The 19,789-nt window shown below is 59.2% G+C and carries 21 protein-coding genes and 1 pseudogene; 8 read left to right on the top strand and 14 right to left on the bottom strand.

The genetic code is table 11. The features are described 5' to 3' along the window. Positions 1–17: 17 nt before the first annotated feature. The 6 genes and pseudogenes from HRQ64_RS03735 to HRQ64_RS03710 all read right to left on the bottom strand — a co-directional run bounded on the left by HRQ64_RS03735 (position 18) and on the right by HRQ64_RS03710 (position 4,590). Positions 18–1,277 (bottom strand): sodium:proton antiporter, encoded by a 1,260-nt coding sequence (locus HRQ64_RS03735; RefSeq protein WP_172122164.1) that lies wholly within the window; start codon positions 1,275–1,277, stop codon positions 18–20. Between the two features lie 252 nt (positions 1,278–1,529). After that, positions 1,530–2,273 (bottom strand): arsenical resistance protein ArsH, encoded by a 744-nt coding sequence (gene arsH / locus HRQ64_RS03730; protein WP_172122162.1) that lies wholly within the window; start codon positions 2,271–2,273, stop codon positions 1,530–1,532. Continuing rightward, entirely contained in the window at positions 2,230–2,652 is a 423-nt protein-coding gene (gene arsC / locus HRQ64_RS03725; protein WP_172122160.1) for an arsenate reductase (glutaredoxin), read from the bottom strand. The genes arsH and arsC overlap by 44 nt, the downstream gene beginning before the upstream one ends. Next, positions 2,649–3,710: an ACR3 family arsenite efflux transporter gene (gene arsB, locus HRQ64_RS03720; protein ID WP_210258501.1), complete on the bottom strand. Its 1,062-nt coding sequence runs from the start codon at positions 3,708–3,710 to the stop codon at positions 2,649–2,651. Before arsB ends, arsC begins: the two co-directional genes overlap by 4 nt. 4 nt (positions 3,711–3,714) lie before the next feature. Continuing rightward, positions 3,715–4,241, bottom strand: a pseudogene (locus tag HRQ64_RS03715) (arsenate reductase ArsC). Next, positions 4,234–4,590 (bottom strand): metalloregulator ArsR/SmtB family transcription factor, encoded by a 357-nt coding sequence (locus HRQ64_RS03710; protein ID WP_172124789.1) that lies wholly within the window; start codon positions 4,588–4,590, stop codon positions 4,234–4,236. Before HRQ64_RS03710 ends, HRQ64_RS03715 begins: the two are co-directional and overlap by 8 nt. Before the next feature lie 174 nt (positions 4,591–4,764). Between HRQ64_RS03710 and HRQ64_RS03705 the strand changes: the two genes are divergently transcribed. Together HRQ64_RS03705 and HRQ64_RS03700 are read left to right on the top strand one after the other, a co-directional pair. Further along, entirely contained in the window at positions 4,765–5,268 is a 504-nt protein-coding gene (locus HRQ64_RS03705; protein ID WP_172122156.1) for a YetF domain-containing protein, read from the top strand. After that, complete coding sequence (locus HRQ64_RS03700; protein WP_172122154.1) at positions 5,265–6,497, top strand: DUF2254 domain-containing protein; 1,233 nt, start codon at positions 5,265–5,267, stop codon at positions 6,495–6,497. The genes HRQ64_RS03705 and HRQ64_RS03700 overlap by 4 nt, the downstream gene beginning before the upstream one ends. Positions 6,498–7,836: 1,339 nt before the next feature. On the opposite strand, the gene HRQ64_RS03695 is transcribed toward HRQ64_RS03700, so the two are convergent. Further along, complete coding sequence (locus HRQ64_RS03695; protein ID WP_172122152.1) at positions 7,837–8,742, bottom strand: LysR family transcriptional regulator; 906 nt, start codon at positions 8,740–8,742, stop codon at positions 7,837–7,839. Positions 8,743–8,863: 121 nt separating this feature from the next. Between HRQ64_RS03695 and HRQ64_RS03690 the strand changes: the two genes are divergently transcribed. Then, positions 8,864–9,619, top strand: a complete 756-nt coding sequence (locus HRQ64_RS03690; RefSeq protein WP_172122150.1) for an SDR family oxidoreductase — start codon at positions 8,864–8,866, stop codon at positions 9,617–9,619. 728 nt (positions 9,620–10,347) lie between these two features. On the opposite strand, the gene HRQ64_RS03685 is transcribed toward HRQ64_RS03690, so the two are convergent. After that, on the bottom strand, positions 10,348–10,989 hold the full coding sequence (locus HRQ64_RS03685) for a dihydrofolate reductase family protein (RefSeq protein WP_172122148.1): 642 nt from the start codon (positions 10,987–10,989) through the stop codon (positions 10,348–10,350). Between the two features lie 117 nt (positions 10,990–11,106). Between HRQ64_RS03685 and HRQ64_RS03680 the strand changes: the two genes are divergently transcribed. From HRQ64_RS03680 to HRQ64_RS03665, 4 genes are all read left to right on the top strand, one after another. Next, positions 11,107–11,430 carry a metalloregulator ArsR/SmtB family transcription factor gene (locus HRQ64_RS03680; RefSeq protein WP_127755372.1) on the top strand — a complete coding sequence of 108 codons (324 nt, stop codon included), beginning with the start codon at positions 11,107–11,109 and terminating at the stop codon, positions 11,428–11,430. Between the two features lie 17 nt (positions 11,431–11,447). Further along, positions 11,448–11,927: an SRPBCC family protein gene (locus HRQ64_RS03675; RefSeq protein WP_210258595.1), complete on the top strand. Its 480-nt coding sequence runs from the start codon at positions 11,448–11,450 to the stop codon at positions 11,925–11,927. A 371-nt stretch (positions 11,928–12,298) separates the two neighbouring features. Then, the gene (locus HRQ64_RS03670; protein WP_210258500.1) at positions 12,299–12,949 is read left to right on the top strand and encodes a hemolysin III family protein; all 651 of its coding nucleotides are present in this window, start codon (positions 12,299–12,301) and stop codon (positions 12,947–12,949) included. 841 nt (positions 12,950–13,790) lie between these two features. Continuing rightward, positions 13,791–14,363: an SOS response-associated peptidase family protein gene (locus tag HRQ64_RS03665; RefSeq protein WP_172122143.1), complete on the top strand. Its 573-nt coding sequence runs from the start codon at positions 13,791–13,793 to the stop codon at positions 14,361–14,363. Between the two features lie 123 nt (positions 14,364–14,486). Here HRQ64_RS03665 and HRQ64_RS03660 read toward each other — a convergent pair whose 3' ends face one another. From HRQ64_RS03660 to HRQ64_RS03640, 5 genes are all read right to left on the bottom strand, one after another. Then, entirely contained in the window at positions 14,487–14,909 is a 423-nt protein-coding gene (locus tag HRQ64_RS03660; protein ID WP_127753243.1) for a response regulator, read from the bottom strand. A gap of 84 nt (positions 14,910–14,993) precedes the next feature. After that, entirely contained in the window at positions 14,994–16,187 is a 1,194-nt protein-coding gene (locus HRQ64_RS03655) for a histidine kinase dimerization/phosphoacceptor domain -containing protein (protein WP_172122141.1), read from the bottom strand. A gap of 250 nt (positions 16,188–16,437) precedes the next feature. Next, positions 16,438–17,298 carry an aminoglycoside phosphotransferase family protein gene (locus tag HRQ64_RS03650; RefSeq protein ID WP_172122139.1) on the bottom strand — a complete coding sequence of 287 codons (861 nt, stop codon included), beginning with the start codon at positions 17,296–17,298 and terminating at the stop codon, positions 16,438–16,440. Between the two features lie 272 nt (positions 17,299–17,570). Beyond that, entirely contained in the window at positions 17,571–17,882 is a 312-nt protein-coding gene (locus HRQ64_RS03645) for a type II toxin-antitoxin system RelE/ParE family toxin (protein ID WP_172122137.1), read from the bottom strand. A gap of 4 nt (positions 17,883–17,886) precedes the next feature. After that, complete coding sequence (locus HRQ64_RS03640) at positions 17,887–18,150, bottom strand: addiction module antitoxin (protein ID WP_172122135.1); 264 nt, start codon at positions 18,148–18,150, stop codon at positions 17,887–17,889. A gap of 302 nt (positions 18,151–18,452) precedes the next feature. Here HRQ64_RS03640 and HRQ64_RS03635 point away from each other — a divergent pair, with 302 nt between their 5' ends. Then, positions 18,453–19,085 carry a tyrosine-type recombinase/integrase gene (locus HRQ64_RS03635; protein ID WP_172122133.1) on the top strand — a complete coding sequence of 211 codons (633 nt, stop codon included), beginning with the start codon at positions 18,453–18,455 and terminating at the stop codon, positions 19,083–19,085. A gap of 328 nt (positions 19,086–19,413) precedes the next feature. Here the strand turns inward: HRQ64_RS03635 and HRQ64_RS03630 are convergent, their stop codons facing one another. Beyond that, the gene (locus tag HRQ64_RS03630; RefSeq protein ID WP_172122131.1) at positions 19,414–19,776 is read right to left on the bottom strand and encodes a helix-turn-helix domain-containing protein; all 363 of its coding nucleotides are present in this window, start codon (positions 19,774–19,776) and stop codon (positions 19,414–19,416) included. Positions 19,777–19,789 lie beyond the last annotated feature (13 nt).

Raw genomic sequence — 19,789 nt, 5'->3', positions numbered from 1 at the left:
GAACATTCCCATCCAGTTCATACAGCGCTCTGATCGGCAGAGGTGGCCCGGATAACGCGCGCCAGCGTGAGTCCCTGCACAACCAGGGTAAAGATCACGACCAAATAGGTGCAGGCCAGCAGAGTTGATTTGTGAGGTCCTTCGGGAAGCGACAGAGCCAAGGCGACCGAAATACCACCACGCAAGCCGCCCCAGGTCAGGGCCGCCACGGTTCCCGGAACAAAGTTCATCCATCGTGACAGAACCGCCACGGGCAGCAGCACGGAAACAAAGCGCCCCGCAAGGGCCAGGGGCACGGTCAGCAATGGCAACCATCCAAAGCTGGCATCCAGACGTAGCACCAGAACCTCAAGCCCGATAAGGAGGAACAGGACGGCATTAAGAATCTCATCAATGAGCGTCCAGAAGCCGAAGAGGTAGCGCTGGGTGATCTCACTCATCGCCCGTCCCGGTCCACGGTTGCCGATCAGCAATCCGGCCACCACGACGGCCAGGGGTCCGCTGGTGCCAAGCCGTGCAGCGAGCGCGGATGTTCCGGCGACGAGCGCTAGCGAGATGAGAACCTCGAGCGAATAGTTATCGATAGCCTTCATGGCGCGATAAGCGAGGTACCCACCAGCCAGGCCCAACAGGACCCCTCCAATTGCTTCTACGGCAAGCAGGTGAAGAGCGCCGCTGAATCCTGTAGCCCCATGGCCGCTCCCTGCCGCGATCGAGAGAACGATCGCAAAAAGCACGACGCCAATGCCGTCGTTGAACAGAGACTCGCCGCTCATGTCGATTTCTAGGGTCTTGGGAACCTTGATCGCTTTAAGCGTTGCCAGTACTGCAACTGGATCCGTGGGACTGATGAGCGCGCCAAAGACCATCGCCCAAATAAAGGGGATCGGAGCGCCAAGAAGGTTCGATAGTGCCCACAAACCGGTCCCGATCAAAGCAGTGGAGATCAGCACGCCGAGTGTGGCCATTGAGCCCACCACCCACGCTCGCTCCCGCAGGGCGCCAAGATCGACATAGAGCGCACCTGCAAACAGCAGAAACGCCAGCATGCCTTCCAGTACAGTTTGTTGGAAATCGATCTCTCGCACGATCTCGGTCAGATCGTCGTAAAGAGTAACCTGTGGCAGGGCCAACTCCAGCAACAGCAGGAGGATCGACGCTGCCAGTCCCATGACCAACACGCCTACCGTGCCGGGCAGACCGAAGAACCGCTGATTGACCCATCCGAAGGAGGCGGTCAGGACGAGCAACAACGCGATCAGTTCGAAGACGGACAAGCTGCCCCCGCGTCGGTTGGATAGCTGAGCGCTATCGGGGTGAAGCTGGTAGTGGACAACCTAGGGTTTATCGACAAGTTCCGCTAAAAATCCTTCCGCACCGATGATGACGGACGCGAGCTCAACACGCGCGATTAGCTCAGGGGATGCTCAATGCTTCTGTTGCATTGCTATCTATGGATACCCGATGATCTGGGTAACGCCGAGAGCCCAGATGGCACCAGCGTTGGAATGGCTATCGGCCATAGTCTGCTAGATCGACTTCAGGCCGACCCGCTCCTCGAGTTGGGCTGCCGCTTCCTTGCGCTCGCTGTAGCGGGAGGTCAGGTAGCTGGAGACGCCGCGATTGATCAACGTGAACTTCACCAGCTCTTCCATGACGTCCACCACCCTGTCGTAATAGGACGACGGTTTCATGCGGCCGGCTTCGTCAAACTCCTGGAAGGCCTTGGCGACCGAGGACTGGTTCGGGATGGTCACCATCCGCATCCAGCGGCCCAGAATACGCATCTGGTTCACGGCGTTGAATGACTGCGATCCGCCAGAGACCTGCATAACGGCTAGGGTACGACCCTGAGTCGGGCGGATGGCGCCGCCCGGCAGGGGTATCCAGTCGATCTGGGACTTCATTACCGCAGACATGGCTCCGTGCCGTTCCGGCGAAGTCCAAACCTGGCCTTCGGACCACAGCATGGCCTCGCGAAGCTCCTGCACTTTGGGATGGCTTTCGGGCGCATCGTTCGGCAGCGGCAGGCCGTTGGCATGAAAGATGCGGACCTCGGCGCCGAGTGCTTCAAGAAGACGCTGCGCCTCGAAGGTCAGGAAACGGCTGTAAGACCGCTCCCGCAGTGAGCCATAGAGCATCAGGATGCGAGGCTTGTGGTCGAGGACGGGAGCGATGAGCTTGGAGAAATCCGGAGCATCGAAGGCTGCCGGCGTGATATTGGGTAAATCAGGCAATACGCTTCCCTTCGGCGTCGATGATGACTTCGCCATCTTCCTTCGTGAACGGGCCGATGTCGGGGTTCTCCAAGATGTCGAGCACGACCTCTGATGGGCGGCAGAGGCGCGTGCCGATCGGCGTCTCCACGAAGGGGCGGTTCAGCAGGATTGGGTTTGCCCCTATGGCATCCAGAAGCTCGTCATCCGTCTTGGCGGGATCGGCCATCCCAAGCTCCTCAAAGGGCGTATCCTTCTTGCGCAAGGCATCTCGCAGCGAGAGACCTGCGGCGGAAACCAGCTCCACGATACGGTCGCGGCTCGGCGGCGTCTTGAGGTACTCGACGACAAATGGCTCGACGCCGGACTGGCGGATCATCGCCAGTGTGTTGCGGGACGTTCCGCAATCAGGATTATGATAGATGGTGACGCTCATCCGGTGGCCCCCGTTTCGGTGTTGTGACGTACGGCGGGGCCGCGTTCGTACCAGCCCTTGGAGCGGTTCACGATCCAGACGACAGACAGCATGACGGGCACCTCGACCAGGACGCCGACGACCGTCGCCAGGGCTGCACCGGAGTTGAATCCGAACAGGGCAATGGCCGCGGCCACGGCCAGTTCGAAGAAGTTCGATGCACCGATCAGCGCGGAGGGGCCAGCGACGCAGTGCTGTTCTCCGGAGACCCGGTTCAGGTAATAGGCCAGGCCGGAGTTGAAGTAGACCTGGATCAGAATTGGCACCGCCAGCAGCAGGATGACGGTCGGCTGTGCGATGATCTGCTCGCCCTGGAAGCCAAAGAGCATGACCAGGGTCAGCAGCAAGGAGGTGATCGATATAGGCTGCAGGACGGACAGCACCCGGTTCATGGCGTCGATGCCCCCATTGGCCAGCAGCCAGCGTCGATAAAGCTGCGCGGCGATAACCGGCACGACGATGTAGAGTCCGACCGAGAGCAACAAAGTGTCCCATGGCACGGTGATTGCCGACAGTCCCAACAGCAGGCCGACGATGGGAGCAAAGGCGACGACCATGATGGCATCGTTCAGCGCAACCTGAGACAAGGTGAAATGCGGCTCTCCCCGCACCAGGTTCGACCACACGAACACCATGGCTGTGCATGGGGCTGCCGCCAGGATGATCAGACCGGCGATATAGCTGTCGATCTGCACCTCAGGCAGCATCGGCCGGAACAGCCAGCCGATGAAGAGCCAGCCGAGCAGAGCCATGGAGAACGGCTTGATGGCCCAGTTGATGAAAACAGTGACGCCTATGCCACGCCAATAAGAGCCGACCTGGCGCAGGCTCATGAAGTCGATGCGGACCAGCATCGGGATGACCATGAGCCAGATCAGCACCGCCATGGGGAGGTTGACCTGGGCGTACTCGAACGAGCCCAGCCCCTGGAACACGGCAGGGAAAAAGTGGCCGGCGGCGATGCCCACAACGATGCAGGTTGCGACCCAAAGCGTGAGGTAGCGTTCGAAGATGGACATGGTTCTACGCGGCCTTCGACGACTTGGTTGTGGTGCCGACCATTGCTCCGATGCCTTCATGTCTCGAGTTCAATGCCATGCGATCGATGCTGGCGATCGGCAGGTTGATGAAGGTGCCGATGCGGTTGCGAAGGTACCGCAGGGCATCCTCAAACGCAGCGCGCTGCTTAAACTCGGGCCGTCAACCGCTGCAGGATCTTCGATGCCCCAGTGGGCAGTCATCGGCTGGCCGGGCCAGATCGGGCAGGTCTCGCCGGCGGCGTTGTCGCAAACTGTGACGATAAAATCCATCTTGGGCGCGCCCGGCACCGCGAACTCGTCCCAGGCTTTTGAGCGAAGGCCAGCGGTTGAAATTCCCACTTTGCAGAGGGTTTCCAACGTCATCGGGTGCACGGCACCCTTTGGCGTGGAGCCGGCGGAGTATGCCTGGAAGCGGCCGCCGCTTACATGGTTGAGGATAGCCTCGCCCAGGATGGAGCGGGACGAATTGCCAGTGCAGAGGAATAGGACGTTGTAGACGCGGTCAGACATGGCTCGTCTCCTTCGGAGAGCAGCACGGGGTGAATTCAGCGACTAGGGGTTCGCACAGTTCCGGGCGACCCCCGCAACAGTCCTGCACCAGAAAGCTCGCAATCTCGCGCACGCGTTCCACTACGGCGCGGTAGACGATCGAGCGGCTATGCCGTTCCGACTCAACAAGCCCAGCTCGCGCCAGAACCGCTAGATGCGACGACATCGTGTTCTGCGGAACTCCCAGGCGCCGCGCGATCTCCCCTGCCGGAAGACCATCCGGCTCGTACTCCATCAAAAGACGGAACGTTTCGAGGCGTGTTGCCTGCGATAAGGCAGAGAAGACGTCGATGGCTGCATTTTGTTCCATATATCTGGCTTTATGGATTAACTGGTTCTCCGTCAAGTATACTTACGCCGCGACCCTGGTGCGGAAACATTTGGACTGATGTGTTGGCTATCTCGTCGCGGCCTTGACCGTGCTGGTGCATGGGCTCAGGCTGATCCGCGCCATTGGCGCCATTTCTGCTGATCGGAGCAATGCATGAACTGGACCGGAATGTTCTTCCAGGACTGGCAAGGGCTCATTCGCACCTTGGTCGTCGGTGTGCTGGCCTATGGCACGATTGTGCTGTTCCTGCGCATCTCGGGCAAGCGAACGCTGGCTAAGCTCAACGCCTTCGACCTTGTCGTTACCGTTGCACTCGGCTCAACGCTGTCTGCCATTCTGCTCCAAGAGTCCATTGTCCTGGCAGAGGGTGCCTTGGCTCTGGGGCTGTTGATCCTCATGCAGTTCCTGGTCACCTTTGCCTCCGTCCGGTGGCGACCTTTTGCCAAGGTGGTCCGCTCCGAGCCGACGCTGCTGGCCCGAGACGGAGCCTTTTGTTCTAGGGCAATGAAGCGCGAACGGGTGACCGAAGACGAAGCGCTCAGCGCCATCCGCTCATCGGGGGCCAGGGGCATCGCCGAGGTCGAATATCTCGTGCTGGAGAGCGACGGCACGATAAGTGCCTCACTGCGCCCGGCCCCAGCCAAGGATCCTGCATGAGTAAGGTTTCGTTCTATCTCCGGCGCTTGCTGCGCAAAATGTGGTTCTTGCCAGCAGTATTTTCCGCGCTCGCCGTGCTCACGATCCTGGCAGCGTTTTATCTAGCGCGCTGGGCACCCGAGGAGCTGCCCTTCACCATCACCCAACAAGCTGTGCAATCCATATTGGAAATCCTTGCGACCAGTCTGTTGACGGTGTCGGTGTTTGCGCTTTCCACGCTGGTTGCTGCGTTGTCGTCGGCTTCTGCATCTACCACGCCGCGCGCTGCTCAGCTCATCGTGGGAGATCGATCTGCCCAAACCTCCATATCCCTTTTTATCGGGGCATTCCTGTTTTCCATCCTGGCGATCCTTGGGCTATCGGCAGGTATCTATGGCTCGGCGAGCCGAATGCTCCTGTTTTCCGTCACCTTGGGCGTTGTTGCACTGGTGGTTGTGGCCCTTATTCGATGGATAGCTCAAATCTCGGACATTGGGCGAGTGGGACATACAATCGATCGGGTCGAGACTGCCACGGCTCATGCACTTCGCACCCTAGAGGAACATCCACTGTTCGACTGCCGCTTATTGGAAGGAGAGCCTGAAGGGGTACCAGTCAGCACTGACAAGCTCGGATACATCCAGCACTTCGACGCAAAACGGCTGCAAACGCTCGCTGTCGAGCATGATCTTCAGATTGCTGTCACTGCACGTCCGGGATCGTATGTGTCAGCGGCACGGCCGCTCATGATGGTGGAAGGTGAACTCAACGATAAGCTCACAGCGGAACTGATCAGAGCTTTTGTTGTAGGCGGTCAGCGGAGCTTCGACAGCGACCCGCGGTTCGGCCTGGTAGTTCTTGCCGAAATCGCGGATCGGGCGCTTTCGCCAGGGGTGAATGATCCCGGCACAGCGATCGATGTGATTGGGACACTCACAAGACTTTTGTCGAGCTGGCAGCCCAGCACCCCGACTGATCCTGAAAACGACCGGGTTGTCGTCCCGCCACTCGCCCCTCAATATCTCCTGGAAGATGCCTTCCGTCCCATAGCACGCGACGGGGCCGGCATTATCGAAGTGGTGCTGCGTCTTTTGCACAGCTTGGAGATCGTGGCCGAATTGAACCCGGAACTACGCAAAGCCGCGCTCGCCACTGCCCGGGATGCTGCAGGCCGCGCCCAACAAACACTTAAGGCGCCAGGCGATTTGCATGCATTGCATGCTGCTGCCCATTACACCCAGAGCGCCTAGGCAGTGCTGAACAGGCGAACCCAGGGCCCTTGAGCTCGCAGTAAGGAGTTTTGACCACCAGAGTGTTCGAGGGTGCATCTATGCCTTGCCAGGGGCGCAAAGCGGCAATGTCCGGCCCCCCCCCTGATGAAGCGAAAGCACTGGAACGACCCAAATATGAGGCCGGCGAAAAAAGGCGGCGGTGACTGCCCTAACAGCAACCGAACTCGCACCGGCATTGGTCATCCGCCAGCCAATTGTGGTGCTGAGCGCACCATCGGCAAGCATCAGTATGGCGAGACTGGCAAGCACCGGCAGGATAGGACGGATGGATAGCAGCATACTACCCTCTGCGCTTGTACCGACCTTAAGGTTGCCGGTGCATCCGTGCAGGCCGAGTCTTGGGCCGGCTTGCATGCCAGCCCAGTTGCGGTGTTCAGCCTTGTGCTACGAAGCGGCAGACCGTGCTTGTTCAATCCAGCCATCGACCAGATCGCGGTTGCTTGCAATCCATTCTGCTGCACTGCCCGCGCTGAATAGCCGGGCTATTGAGGCCTTGACACCAACTGCCCCCAGTCGCTCCGCCACAGCGCATCATCGGTCAGTACCACACAGATGCGCTGCAGCCTGAAGCGCTCGCAAAGCTGCTCAGCGCGCTCCAGGGCAACAGGAACAGGACGTGGGAATTCAGCTACGGCGTAAGCTTCCGCCGCTGGGCAGCTGCAGTTGAGGTCGGCTACGGTGCGGCCGCCTGAGTGCCATATGGTGATGATAACAGCGTCAGCCGGACGGACATCTGCGGCAATCTTCTCTAGCATCATAATTGAGGCCCCCGCCTTTAACGTTTGTTAAAGCGCACAGATCAGTTCCGCAAGGACGGCAGGGCGCGGATCCGTTCACTTGTTCTTTCCGGATGTCCCGAAGTCAGACGGACCTTGACGCTCGGCGGTGTTGCAACGGAAACCCTTGGGCCCTTCGTGCGGCGTTGCAGGCCGGCTCGGTCAGTGAGGTGCCGCTGGGACACCGAGAACAGGCAGTAGTTGCCATAATGGCCCGGGTAACCCACTCGCACTGCAGGTGCGCCTGCTGTCCCGCGACCCACGATCATGGACAAGAGGGCTGTTTATGATCAGCCAGGTGCCACGAGACGCGTGCTTGGGCAGTGAGGCGTCATATCGAAGGGTGTCTTGGCGCCGCCTACGATGTCCGCTTTTCGGCCTTCGCCCCTGGGTGCCGAACGGCAGAAATGGGGTCGCTACGTTTCGGCATTTTTATGCCTGCTTTTGGTAATTAAGACTGGGCTCGCGTTCAAAAGTGTACACTGCCTATGCCGGCGTGCGCTATTCTTCTTCGGTCATAACTAACTGGAACCGCGAGCCTTGAACACTTCGGACACCCAGTCCACGAATATTCTCAGTTTAGCATTTAGGTGCCGGTTGGGAGGATAAACGACATGGAGAGGATGCAGCGGCCGCGTCCACTCTGTGAGAAGCGGTATCAAGCTTCCGTCCTCGATAAAAGGTTGCGCCATAACACCGAACGTCTGGCCGATGCCGAGGCCAGCCTTGATTGCCGTCAAATGGGCAGTGATTTCATTGACGGCCACCTGTGCGTCGCCGCCTGTTTCGATTTCCTCGCCGCTCCGGTGAAAGAGCATCGGAAAAGGCTTAGACGTTAGCGACGAGAAATAGTTGAGGCTGACATGCCCCCGATCAAGATCGGACGGGTGCTTGGGGATGCCATGGCGTTCAATATAGCGGGCGCTGGCGCAGGTCACATAATCAAGCTCGCCGATCTTGCGAGCGATCAGTGAGGTGTCACCCAATTCACCGCCACGGATGACGCAATCCACGCCTTCGCCAATTAGGTCAACTGGGCGATCACTGATACCCAAATAGAGTTCGATATCGGGATAAAGGTCGCGGAACCGCGGCAATGCGGGAATCAGTACGCAATTTGCCAACTGCGATACGATATCGATCCTCAGTCGACCCTTCGGCTGCGCCTGGTTTAGCCTCACCGCCGCATTCATGTCCTCCAGTTCGGTGATCAGCCGATTGGAGCGTTCATAATATGCGGCGCCCTCTGGAGTCACGGCGACTTTGCGGGTTGTCCGCTGGATCAGCTTCGTGCCGAGAGAGGCCTCAAGGTCAGCGATCAGCTTGCTTGCCGTTGACCGCGGTAGGTTGAGTTGGTCGGCAGCTTTGGCGAATGTGCCGGCCTCGACGATGCGCACGAAAGTTCGAAGTGCCAGAAGCTGATCCATGAGTCCAAGCTAATTCTGACTATGCATGACCGTGCATTATGAAATCAAAACTACGATCTTTAAGCAATAGGATGGCGGCTCTAAATCCTGCCCAGAACTTACCCTAAGGACTGGATATATCATGCACCAGAGATTTGACGCAAAAGTCGCTGTCATAACAGGCGGCACATCTGGCATAGGCTTCGCGACCGCAAAGGCCTTAGCACAGGAAGGCGCGTTCGTATTTATTACCGGCCGTCGACAGGCAGAACTCGACGCCGCAGTAGCCGCGATCGGCGACAACGCTGTTGGCATCCAGGCGGACTCTTCCAACATGAAAGACCTTGATCAGCTTTTCGATAGTATAAAAGCGCATAAAGGCCGGGTCGACATATTGTTCGCAAACGCCGGTGGTGGCGCGATGCAGTCTCTTGGCGAAATTAATGAAGAGCACTTCGACGATACGTTTAACCGGAATGTTAAGGGGGTGCTCTTCACGGTGCAAAAAGCTCTTCCGCTTTTGGCCGATAACGCCTCTATCGTTCTGACTAGTTCGACTACCAGCATCATGGGCACCGCGGCTTTCAGCGTTTACAGCGCATCCAAAGCCGCCATTCGCAATTTTGCTCGCAGCTGGATCCTCGACGTCAAGGACCGCGGCATTCGCATTAATGTCGTAAGCCCCGGCCCAGTCCGGACGCCTGGCCTAGTCGATCTTGCTGGTCCTGATGCGACGGCCCAGCAGAGCATGCTCGATCATCTGGCCAGCCAGATCCCGCTCGGTCGCATTGGTGAGCCCAACGAAATTGCCAGGGCCGTGTTGTTCCTCGCCTCAGACGAGGCGAGCTTCGTCAATGGCGCGGACCTGTTTGTCGATGGTGGATTGGCGCAGATCTAGTGGCAGTGGTCCACGTCTCTAGGCATCCTCGCCTTTGCGGCTTGCCGGTAAAAGCGACACGTTGACCAGGGGTGACATCAGTGTCTGAAGGTGAGACCGCGATGCGGTACGGAATCGATTAACCCAGCCGACCTCCACGCCTCTGCAGCCTTAAAAACAGTCAGTCGCGCGTACTAAAACGCCAGCGCGCGACCGGTTCTCGTGTCGATCAAGCGGTGGAAATCGACTACTATTTTCCATCTTGAAAGAATGCTGGAAGATATGGCGTCCCCAGGCGTAGGCGAGTGCCAGCGCTCCACCCACGTGGAATTGTTCAAGCTTGGCGGGGCGAACCCGAGTTGTGCAGCCATGGCCGCCACTGGAGGGATTGGTCCTCGCCGCCACTGCAATGAAAGACCCGGTGGCTAGCTGACGTATAAATGTATGTCGACTGCTGTGACCATGCGGCTCTCCAGCAATACGTTCAGCAGCAACTACAGTGCTGCTGGGCTGATGCCGAATACCGTCCGCTTATTGGCAGCTGCAAAGTGGGCTCGAACGGCAGAAATGGGGTCGTTAGCAGCGCCCTACCCCACTTCGTATTGGGGTGGGTTGCAGACAGTCTGCTATTGCTTCACCCGGACATGGAAGCGGACGTTCCAGCTCCGCTCCAAGCCAAGGCATTTTGCCTGCCGGCAGTTTTAAATGATCATACCGGTCGATGTGGAGGCTCTCGCCGGCCCGTGACCTTAACGGGCGAAGGTCAGGTGAATGGTGCCACTTTCGGCGGTCTCGGATGTGACCGATGGCAGGCGGGCTTCGAGACCGCGCTGGTTGTCCCACAGGCGAACGCCGCTGCCGAGGACAATGGGCGCGATAGCGACATGGAGGTAATCGACCAGATCGGCCTCGAGGTAGGCGCGCACGGTGGTGGGACCACCGCCGATGCGGACATCCTTGCCGGCGGCAGCGGCGGTAGCGCGTGCGAGTGCGTCCTCAATGCTGGTGTCGATAAAGTGGAAGGTGGTGCCTGACACCGTGAGCGTGGGACGCGAAGTATGACTGAGGACGAAGACAGGGCAGTGGAACGGCGGCTCATCGCCCCACCAACCTTTCCAGTTCGGATCGTCGGGGAAGTTATGGAGGCCAAATTTGCCGGCGCCCATGATTTCAGCACCCGTGTTCTCAAAATAGGCGCGGGCGTAGGCGTCATCTACACCAGTGGTGCCGGCACCTGAGTTGTCGTGAAAGACACGCTCACGGAAGGTGCGCGTGGCGACGTAGGAAGCGGTCAAGCGCCCCCAATCTTCACCGAAGGGCTTTTCGGGAGTAGTATCTGTAGTCGTGGCGAAGCCATCGAGCGAAATCATTAAGTCGACGCGTACAGCCATAGCGAACTCCAGGTGTGCAATGTCAGTAAGGCAGGTACCTTCTTATTAAGACTCTGACAGTAAGGCAAGTGCCTCTTTAAGATTGACCAGATGGAAGGTCCACGCTAGGCCTTGGACATGCCTTATCACTCGACCCCACTGGACCTGGCCTTCCATGCTCTGAGCGACCCAACACGGCGCGCTGTGGTGTCGCGATTGCGCGAGGGAGAAATGCCGGTCAGTGCGCTGGCCGCGCCGTTCGACATGGCGTTGCCCTCGTTTTCGCAGCACCTCAAAGTGCTGGAAGAGTGCGGCCTGATCATCAGTGAGAAGCGTGGACGCAGCCGCTGGTGCCGGCTTGTGCCGGAGCGGTTCGACGAGGCGGCAGACTGGATGGAAATAGAGCGCCATCGTGCGGCCGAGCGGCTAGATCGGCTTGAACGCTATCTCGACAGGACGTGAAGGGAACCCCGATGACGATGCTGTTCGAGAACGTGCTCGATACCTGGTCTATGGACCGCGAGATCGTCTTGGTGAAAGTGCTGAAGCACCCGCGCCCCAAGGTGTTTGCGGCGTGGATGGACCCGACGGCGCTTAGTCAATGGTACGGCCCGGACGGGCTAAGCATCGAGAGCTATGAGGCCGATATGCGCGAGGGCGGGTTCTGGCGCTTCGACATGGTGGGGGTATTCGAGGGCAAGCAGCAGCGCTTTCCCAACCTGATGCGGTTCATCCAGATCGTCCCTAATGAACGGATTGTCATCGACTATGGCGCGGAGAACAGCGACCCAAACGGCTTCCACATGGTGGTCACGTTCGACGAGCAGGCCGACGGTAAGACCGTGCTGACGATGCGTCAGCTGCATCCTAGTCGCGAGCGGCGGCAGGCGGTGGTGGCCTTCGGTGCAGTCGAATATGGGCTGCAGACGTTGGGTGCGCTGGAGCGATGGCTGGGCTAAGGAAGACCCCCGGCCTATTTGCGCCCTGCACCGGAAACGTTCATCGCGGGGCAGCGCGATAAAGGCCGATGGGGGGGTGGTTTTCAGACCGGCAGCTTTTGAGCTTCAAGGTAGTGCAAGCGGACATTTGGTGCGTCAGTGCATGCAATGTGACGATGGGAAACGCACGACGTGACGTTTGCCCCTGTAGCCGTTGTCGTTCATCCCCCTTAATCAGCGCGGCATGGCTAGAGACGGTACGGGCACCAGCACGTGTGTTTTTCCGCGTCGGTTAGTTGATGAAAAAGTGCGATCATTTTGCTACACACTCTGTAGCACCCGCGTGCCCCGCTTCCTATATACGGCAAATGGAAAGCCCGAACCGAGGCCTTGTGGAAGCCCGCCCGCATTATCCCAGCGTTCAGGCGCGCTCCGCGGATCTGTTTGTACATTTGCTGGGTCTCAGCCTTACCCTCCTTGGCGGCGCCATCCTGCTTTGGATGGGCATCCGGGATCCAGCCCCTGGCAGGCTTGCGGTCATCGCGATCTACTCGCTTGGCGCGGTATGCATGTTCGGGTTCTCCACCGCGTACAACTTCGCGCCGGCTGAATGGAAGCCCGTGCTGCGCCGGCTCGACCATGTCGGCATCTTCCTGATGATCGCAGCCACTTATACGCCGTTCACCGCGTATCTGCTGTCGGGGGCCTGGGCCTGGTCGCTGACGACCAGCCTGTGGGTGCTGGCCGGCTTGGGAATTGCCGGCAAGATCTTCCTGCCGCCGATCAGCCAGAGGGTCTGGGTGCCTATCTACCTGGGCCTGGCGTGGATCGGCGCCATCGCAGCAGTCCCCCTTGCCGAGATAACCTCCGCGGTGGTGCTGTGGCTCCTGGCATTTGGCGGGCTACTCTATTCAGCTGGTGTTCTTTTCTACACCAACAAGCGCCTGCAGTTCGCCAAAGCCATCTGGCACGGCCATGTCGTGGCCGCGGCCGCGACGCACTGGGCAGCCGTGCTGGTGGGGCTGTTTGTGGTCCGCTCCTGATCGCCGCTCCCCCAATCCGCCTGGCGCAGCGTTGAGGAAGGGATGCTGGGCTTTGCCAGTTTTCTAGGAGCAGCAGGTCCGTTCCGCTGCGGTGCAGATGTTGATAACGGGCGGGAAGACCGTGCTCGTAATCGCCTGCACTCGCCGCCCGATGCGCATGCAGCAGCGCTAAGCCGTCGCTATGGGGTGCATGGCGCAAAATGACGTCCAGATAATCCTTGAGGCTCTGGGGATCCAAAGCCCCCGCCGATAATACAGATTTTCACCTGACCCTCCCTGTTGGCCCCGCAGTCGGAAGTGACCGGCAGCAGAGTTGATTGTGTAGCGGCACGTGCAAGACCCAAATGCACCGTGTGAGTCGAGGTTACCCTTTCGGCTCACAAGTTAGTTGTTCATCGCTCTGGAGGCCGTTGGTCTGGCGCTCAAGGGCCCTCTGACCCAAAGGCGCGTTCCACTCCAGCGGTAACGTTCGATATCCTACAGCTCAAGTTAGCATGATTGACATGGGTCGCTTGGATCCCGCCCACTGTCGCGTGAAAACAAGGGATGGCTTTCTGGAGACCGCGGAGCCTCAGCACGTCCGGAGAGGTTCCGGTGCACCACTGAACTACCGGTACCCTTGAAGACGAAGGCTCCCGGCTGGCTCGGCGCAGCGCCATGTTCAGGCAGGAAGTCGAGGAGCGTGCTCCCATCCTGGGCAAAGCTCCCGTTGCCGCCTCGCGCTGGAATATCAGTAGCCACAGCGCGCGCTCACACGGCCGTTCAAGCGTACGGTTGAAGACCAAAATCCAGACGCAGGTTTATCGGGGATAACTAAGCTGGTTCACTGAGGAGATCACCAATGACGGCCACGGCTGGACTGATGATTGTTGAAGACCAGCCCTTGATTGCAATGATGATCGAGGAAATGGCGGCCGGCCTCGGCTGGGTTGTGGACGGGATCCTCTATTCCGAAGCTGACGCGCTAACCTTTCTCGACGCTAACCGACCACACCTTGCGCTTCTCGATACCAATCTTGGTTTGACGACCAGCCTCCAGGTCGCGGCCGCCTGCCAAGAACGAAAGATTCCGGTGGTTTTCACCACGGGCTACAAGGCTGCCGACGTATTGGCGCAATGCGGTAATGCGCCGGTGTTGGCCAAACCGTTCTCTACCGATGGCACCAGTTGCACCATCATCACGGCGCCGGCGGTCGAGCATATCGCCGATATCCATGGCCGCATGCCGGTCATCCTCGAGGAGAGCGCCTACGATGCCTCGTTGTCGGGCGATGCCAAGGGAGACGATGCCAAGGCGATCCTGCTCGACAACCATCTTGACAGCCAGCTTGAGTTCTTCCGGGTCGGCCGCGAGGTGAACAATAGCCGGCACGAGGGGGCGGATACCAAGAAGCCTCTTTTGAACGCGCTCTAGGAACCGAATTCGGGGTCGCTCATTATCAGGCCAAACGGCGCGCGATACCCCTCCAGCGCGGTTTAAGAAAGCCGCAGGCGGTGTGTCCCCACCGCGGGCGGCTTTCTCTTTCACCCTCGCCGTTCAGCTTTCGCGCTTCGCGGCCTTCTTGAGCTGCTCCGGCATGATGTCGTCCGGCATAATCTCCTGGAGATGGTCGTAGACGACATCTGCCGAGAAGGGCTTCCCAATGAAGACGGCGCCGTCCGGCATGTCCCCGGGCTGCGGTTTTAGATGACCTGACGAAACCACGATGGCGATATCCGGCCAATTCTTCGCGCAGGTGCGGGCGAGGTCGAAACCGTTAAGTTCACCCGGCGGCATCTCCACATCGGTGAACAGCAACTGGATGCTGGCGTGGGACTCCTCGAGGATCGCCAGGGCCTCCCCAACTTCCCCCGCCTCGTACACCCGGAAGCCGGCGTCTTCGAGAATTCGCGCCGCATCCATACGGATGAGCACGTTGTCATCCGAAACCAAGGCAAATGGCGTGTAGTCATCTGACATAACGTGCTCCAGCAAGGCGTTTGGGGACAATGCATGGATTAAGGAAGCGATGCTTACCTACGCTCCGCCATCTCGTTCCACCTGTCAGTGAACGGTGTCTTTCAGCCCTGGAAAGTCGATCCAGAACTTGGCACCGGCTCCGTCTTCCCGAGTTCCGAACTGAAGAGTCCCGCCTAGTTGACGGGCCAATGCCACGACGACCTTCATGCCCAGCCCACTCGTATTCGCCGGATTGAAGTCCGCGGACAGGCGGTCACCCGAGTTGGCAACCGAAAGCCTATGCCTTCCGGGTGACGGCTCTTTGAAGCTTACCTTGATCTGACCGCCCCCGTGTTTGATCGCATTGATGACCAGCTCGTTCAGGACCAGGCCCAGAGGTACGAGCAGGTCCGCCGCCAATGAGGCAGGCTGTACATCGACCAGAATGGGCACATCCGCGTTCAACGTACCTTGCAGCTCTGCCATGAGATTTTCAATGTAACCCTTCGCATTCACCGAACCGGCACTCTGGTTCTTGAAGATATGCTGGTGTACCCGGGCCACCGACGCAACTCTCAGAGCCGCCACACGAAGCTGTTCGGCGGCATGCGAGCCCTCCACCTGCCTTGCCTGGAGCTGCAGCATGGATGAAACCAGCTGCAGGCTGTTCATCACGCGATGGTCGATTTCCTGCCCGAGCATGCGAGCTGTCTCGAGTGCGTCGGAAAGCTCTGCAACCGCTTTTCGTGCAGCCAGGCGCAGTTCCATCTGGTCCATGACAACCGAAGCAAGATGACGAAGTTGCTTGATCTGTTCTTCGGTGACCGGGCGTGGCTCGCGATCGATTACGCAGAGCGTGCCAAGTTTGAATCCATCTGCCGTGGTTAGCGGAACGCCTGCGTAGAACCTCAGACCGAACTCTCCGGCGACCAGTGGATTGGCCAGGGAACGAACGTCTGTCGCCGCGTTCTCGAGAACCCAGACCTGATCCTGTACGATCGCCGATGCGCATAGTCCCGGCTCTTTGCCGATCTGCTTGACACCATCAAGCCCGTGATGGGACTTGAACCAGACCCGATCCGTATCGACTAGGCTGATGATCGAGATCGGCACGTTAAACAGGCTAGCTGCAAGCGCGGTGATCCTGTCGAACGAGCCGTCCGGCGGCGTGTCGAGTATGTCGTAGCGCCTCACGGCGGCCAAGCGCGCTGCCTCGGCTTCGGCATCCGTCAAATTCGATTCTGTCGACGACATCGTTCTTCCCGTAGAGGCTAAGAGCATGGTGTAACTCTCAGTCATCCGCGCCCTTGTTCAGTGGCCATTGATATTCACAGCCTACAGCATTTCCGCTTCATCGATAGCATGCCGCTGCTGAGATATCGCTTACGTTATCCCCCCGTCAGCGATCTTGACGGTCAAATTGCCGAGCGGCAGTTTTTGGGATTTAGCTATGTCATATCGAAGGTCTGAATGGGGTCGTTAGCAGCGCCCTACCCCACTTCGTATTGGGGGTGGTTTTCTGCCAGTCTGCAAATGGGTGATGCTCAGACTAAGCGGACAACACCCGCCGGCACCACGACCGGACGGCGGGATCGTCGTGCGCAAAGCACCAGCAACTGGCTATCCATCGCTTGGCACTCAGATAGTCGCTATCCAAGCCCTTGGACCTAAGCCATTCGAGAGCCAAGCCTCTGTCATCTTCGGATGCCAACGGAGAAAGTTCGTGGTCGAGATAAGCGACTGCCGACCAAACATCGAGACGCCTGTCCGCCATCCTGGATGAGGGGCCGAAGTCGATTATGGCGCTGACACTGCCCCCTTCCACCAACACGTTGTCAGGGAAGATATCGAAGTGCACCAAGGAAGGGGTCGAGCAGTCCGGCATTTCTCCGGGCTCCACCATGACAAGTTCGGCCAAAGGCCCACCGACGAGCTGGACGCTGCGCAACTTGTCAATGAGGTACTCGCTGTAGGTGGTGGAACGAATGCCGGGCGGCGCAAAAATATCGCCCCAGAAGGGCATGTGGATTTGGATGTCGCCTATCGATGCCGCTGCGTCCAAATAGCTGCAAACCAGGCGATCGCGAGATCGACCTTGAGTAGTCTTCAAGGTCTCGGTCAGCGTTATGCCGGTCAGCCTTTCCTCGATCACCGCCACGCGCCCGCCGAGGTTGAAGATGTCGATCACTTTGGGTGTTCTGAAGGCTGCCGCCGTGTGCGCAGCGGAAATCTTCTGCAAGAGTTCTGCACGCGTCCGCTGAGCGCCTGCTTGCCCGCCGGGCCGCACCAATCTCAGAACTCGATCACCGCCGATGTCGAACACCCGCGCTTCGCTACCCTCACCGATAAGAGGAACGCCTCCCCATCTGAGGTGCGACAGCACTTGTTCGTCGGACCACTGGTTCTGCATCGGTGAGCTTTCCCACTGCAAGGAGGCTGCAACAGGTGGGTCTCGGAGCTGCGTGGTCAATCGTTACGTGTGGAGTGACCGCTTCCTTGCTCACCCCTAAGATCTACAACCAGGTGGCATTCTCCGCGGGACGTGGCCCCGGACGGCAGGCGGACCTCTCAACGACCACTTATGAAAAGTGGCGGAGGGGATGGGCCTACCGTCGAACCTTCTCCACCAGCGGAAGCCGCCGACGGCCCGTGCAAGCACTGTGGGCGTGGGCGCCTGCCGTCTCAGTCGCGAAAATCTTCCTTGAACCTGTCGATCTGGTGCATGCGCTCATGCAGAATCGCGACGATACCGATATCGCCGTCGGACAGTCGGCGCCAATAAACGAAGTGGTGCTCGTACCGGAAGAAGAACCCTTCGACGCCGAACTCTGCCGGGATGGGCTTTGAGGCGACGCCATGCGCCTCGATCCGTTTGAACGCTTGGAACATGCCGGTAATGTAGCGATCGGCCTGAACCTCGCCCCATCGGTCGCGCGTATAGCGGTAGATGTCATCGAGGCGGAGTGATGCCGCCTCCTGAACCCGGATCGCCATCCGGTCAGGGCCGGTTGCGAGCGATGACTTCGGCCGCTGTCAGCTGCCCGTAGCTGGTCTCGGGCGCGGCGAATGCGCGGGTCAGCTCGGCCTTCAGCCGGTCGAAAGCCTCCTGCTCGGCCCGCTCCTTGTCTCGCCGGATCAGGTCACGGACATATTCGCTGATGTTCTCGTAGGAGCCGTTCTCGCCGACATTGGCCGCGACGAAATCGCTGAGCGCACCGCTCAGACGTACGGTCATGGTCGTCGTGGTCGTAGTGCGGGACATGGAAGGCTCCTCATGCTTGGCGTGTATTCAATATAACCAAAAAACACGACACATCAAGGAAGGCGGCGGCCCAGTTTGGGCTCCGCGCCGTGGCCGGACCCCAGGCCACCTCAAATCTGGATTCGATAGTGAACTAACTTCCACCGTCGACCGACCGCGTAGCTACATCTGTTGTCAGACATGTCTGCTTTTCGGAATTTGCATAAGTCCATTTATCGGCTGGAATGGGGTCCCAGATCCGACGCCGGTCACGTTGCCATAGTCGTTCTCTCCACGGCCGCTTTGGCCGAAGGAGAAATGTGATGGGTATCTCTCAGTACGACCCTGCTGCTGCAGGGAGACCTGCCTGGAATGCCGGCCGGCAGGTTGGCGCCAAGCGCGCATTAAAGATCAGACAAATCTGGTCAATCCGCTTCTTCCTTGACCGAGAAGGAAGGATGAGAGACCGAGCACTCTTTGACCTGGCGATAGACAGCAAGCTCCGAGGCTGCGATCTCGTGAAGATCAAGATCGGCACACTCGTGGCAGGACCGGCCATCCGGTCACGGTCAATGGTGATCCAGCAGAAGACGGGGAGGCCCGTCCAGTTCGAGATCACTGCTGACACACGAGCCAGCCTACTTGCCTGGCTCGAGCGACGCGGGGGCACGATTGATGACTTCGCGTTCCCGAGCCGAGTTGTGGCCAATGGCCACTTGAGCACCCGCCAGTACGCCAGGCTGGTAGACGAGTGGGTCACGGCCATCGGACTAACGCCTGAGGAGTATGGCACCCATTCTCTGCGCCGCACCAAGGCGTCGCTCATCTACAAGGCCACAGGAAACCTGCGAGCCATCCAGATACTCCTCGGTCATAGCAAAATCGAGAACACAGTGCGGTACCTTGGCGTGGACGTCGACGACGCTCTCTCGCTGTCAGAGGCTACCGAGATCTGAGCAAGCGACTTCGCCGGCAGCCGTTTCTGCACCGTCGGCGAGGCGCCCCATCTCGGTCGTTCAACCGGCTCACGCGAGTTCCCGATAGCTGCCGTTCCAGCTCTGTGCCTCAGAACGGCTCCGTCGGGGTGGTAAGCCGACGGGCAGCTTTTCGGCCAGAAGGCCTGACAAGCTGCCGCTCGATTATGCTCCTCATTCTTGGTTTCAACGGGAAGAAGAAGGCCCTCTTAGATGATATCGGCTGCAACAGCGCGTCCCGATCGCAAGAGGGGCGCGGTCCCAAGTGCCCGGCATGTAAGGACGCATTGCCGCCGAGGGGAATACCGCGTCATCGGGCGTTGTCGTAGCTGGCCCGGCTGTCGCGAATGAATTCCCGATGTTCAATGGCCCAAACAGCAAGATGCCGTGCGGTTTGAGCCAGGGACATTCCCGCGGCGCTTAGCGAATATTGCACCTGTGGCGGCGTGGTGTTGCGCACTGCCCGATGAACCAGTCCGTCACGTTCCAAGGCCTTTAGCGTCCGGGTTAGCATCTGCTGCGAAATTCCCGGCACCTGCCGCTTGATGCTGTTGAAGCGTTCCGGGCCGCGGCTTAGCAGCACCACAATCTGAACTGTCCACTTGTCACCAATCCGTGCGAGCACGTCCCCCACGCCGGCGCAGTTCGGAAGTTCGTCGAGCACATCAGTCATAACTGTAGGACCT

Source organism: Devosia sp. 919, from assembly GCF_013185965.1.
Lineage (GTDB): Bacteria > Pseudomonadota > Alphaproteobacteria > Rhizobiales > Devosiaceae > Devosia.
Note: the sequence above shows the minus strand (reverse complement) of the source record. Positions and strands in the feature narration are given on the sequence as shown.

Coding starts and splice junctions, on each gene's coding strand:
- HRQ64_RS03645 (WP_172122137.1), bottom strand. CDS start 17,882: ATGGCGATCCGGGTTCAGGAGGCGGCATCACTCCGCCTCGATGACATC.
- HRQ64_RS03655 (WP_172122141.1), bottom strand. CDS start 16,187: ATGACTGAGAGTTACACCATGCTCTTAGCCTCTACGGGAAGAACGATG.
- arsB (WP_210258501.1), bottom strand. CDS start 3,710: ATGTCCATCTTCGAACGCTACCTCACGCTTTGGGTCGCAACCTGCATC.
- HRQ64_RS03630 (WP_172122131.1), bottom strand. CDS start 19,776: ATGACTGATGTGCTCGACGAACTTCCGAACTGCGCCGGCGTGGGGGAC.
- arsC (WP_172122160.1), bottom strand. CDS start 2,652: ATGAGCGTCACCATCTATCATAATCCTGATTGCGGAACGTCCCGCAAC.
- HRQ64_RS03705 (WP_172122156.1), top strand. CDS start 4,765: ATGAACTGGACCGGAATGTTCTTCCAGGACTGGCAAGGGCTCATTCGC.
- HRQ64_RS03635 (WP_172122133.1), top strand. CDS start 18,453: ATGGGTATCTCTCAGTACGACCCTGCTGCTGCAGGGAGACCTGCCTGG.
- HRQ64_RS03700 (WP_172122154.1), top strand. CDS start 5,265: ATGAGTAAGGTTTCGTTCTATCTCCGGCGCTTGCTGCGCAAAATGTGG.
- HRQ64_RS03650 (WP_172122139.1), bottom strand. CDS start 17,298: ATGCAGAACCAGTGGTCCGACGAACAAGTGCTGTCGCACCTCAGATGG.
- HRQ64_RS03660 (WP_127753243.1), bottom strand. CDS start 14,909: ATGTCAGATGACTACACGCCATTTGCCTTGGTTTCGGATGACAACGTG.
- HRQ64_RS03690 (WP_172122150.1), top strand. CDS start 8,864: ATGCACCAGAGATTTGACGCAAAAGTCGCTGTCATAACAGGCGGCACA.
- HRQ64_RS03710 (WP_172124789.1), bottom strand. CDS start 4,590: ATGGAACAAAATGCAGCCATCGACGTCTTCTCTGCCTTATCGCAGGCA.
- HRQ64_RS03640 (WP_172122135.1), bottom strand. CDS start 18,150: ATGTCCCGCACTACGACCACGACGACCATGACCGTACGTCTGAGCGGT.
- HRQ64_RS03685 (WP_172122148.1), bottom strand. CDS start 10,989: ATGGCTGTACGCGTCGACTTAATGATTTCGCTCGATGGCTTCGCCACG.
- HRQ64_RS03675 (WP_210258595.1), top strand. CDS start 11,448: ATGCTGTTCGAGAACGTGCTCGATACCTGGTCTATGGACCGCGAGATC.
- HRQ64_RS03665 (WP_172122143.1), top strand. CDS start 13,791: ATGACGGCCACGGCTGGACTGATGATTGTTGAAGACCAGCCCTTGATT.
- HRQ64_RS03680 (WP_127755372.1), top strand. CDS start 11,107: ATGCCTTATCACTCGACCCCACTGGACCTGGCCTTCCATGCTCTGAGC.
- arsH (WP_172122162.1), bottom strand. CDS start 2,273: ATGGCGAAGTCATCATCGACGCCGAAGGGAAGCGTATTGCCTGATTTA.
- HRQ64_RS03695 (WP_172122152.1), bottom strand. CDS start 8,742: ATGGATCAGCTTCTGGCACTTCGAACTTTCGTGCGCATCGTCGAGGCC.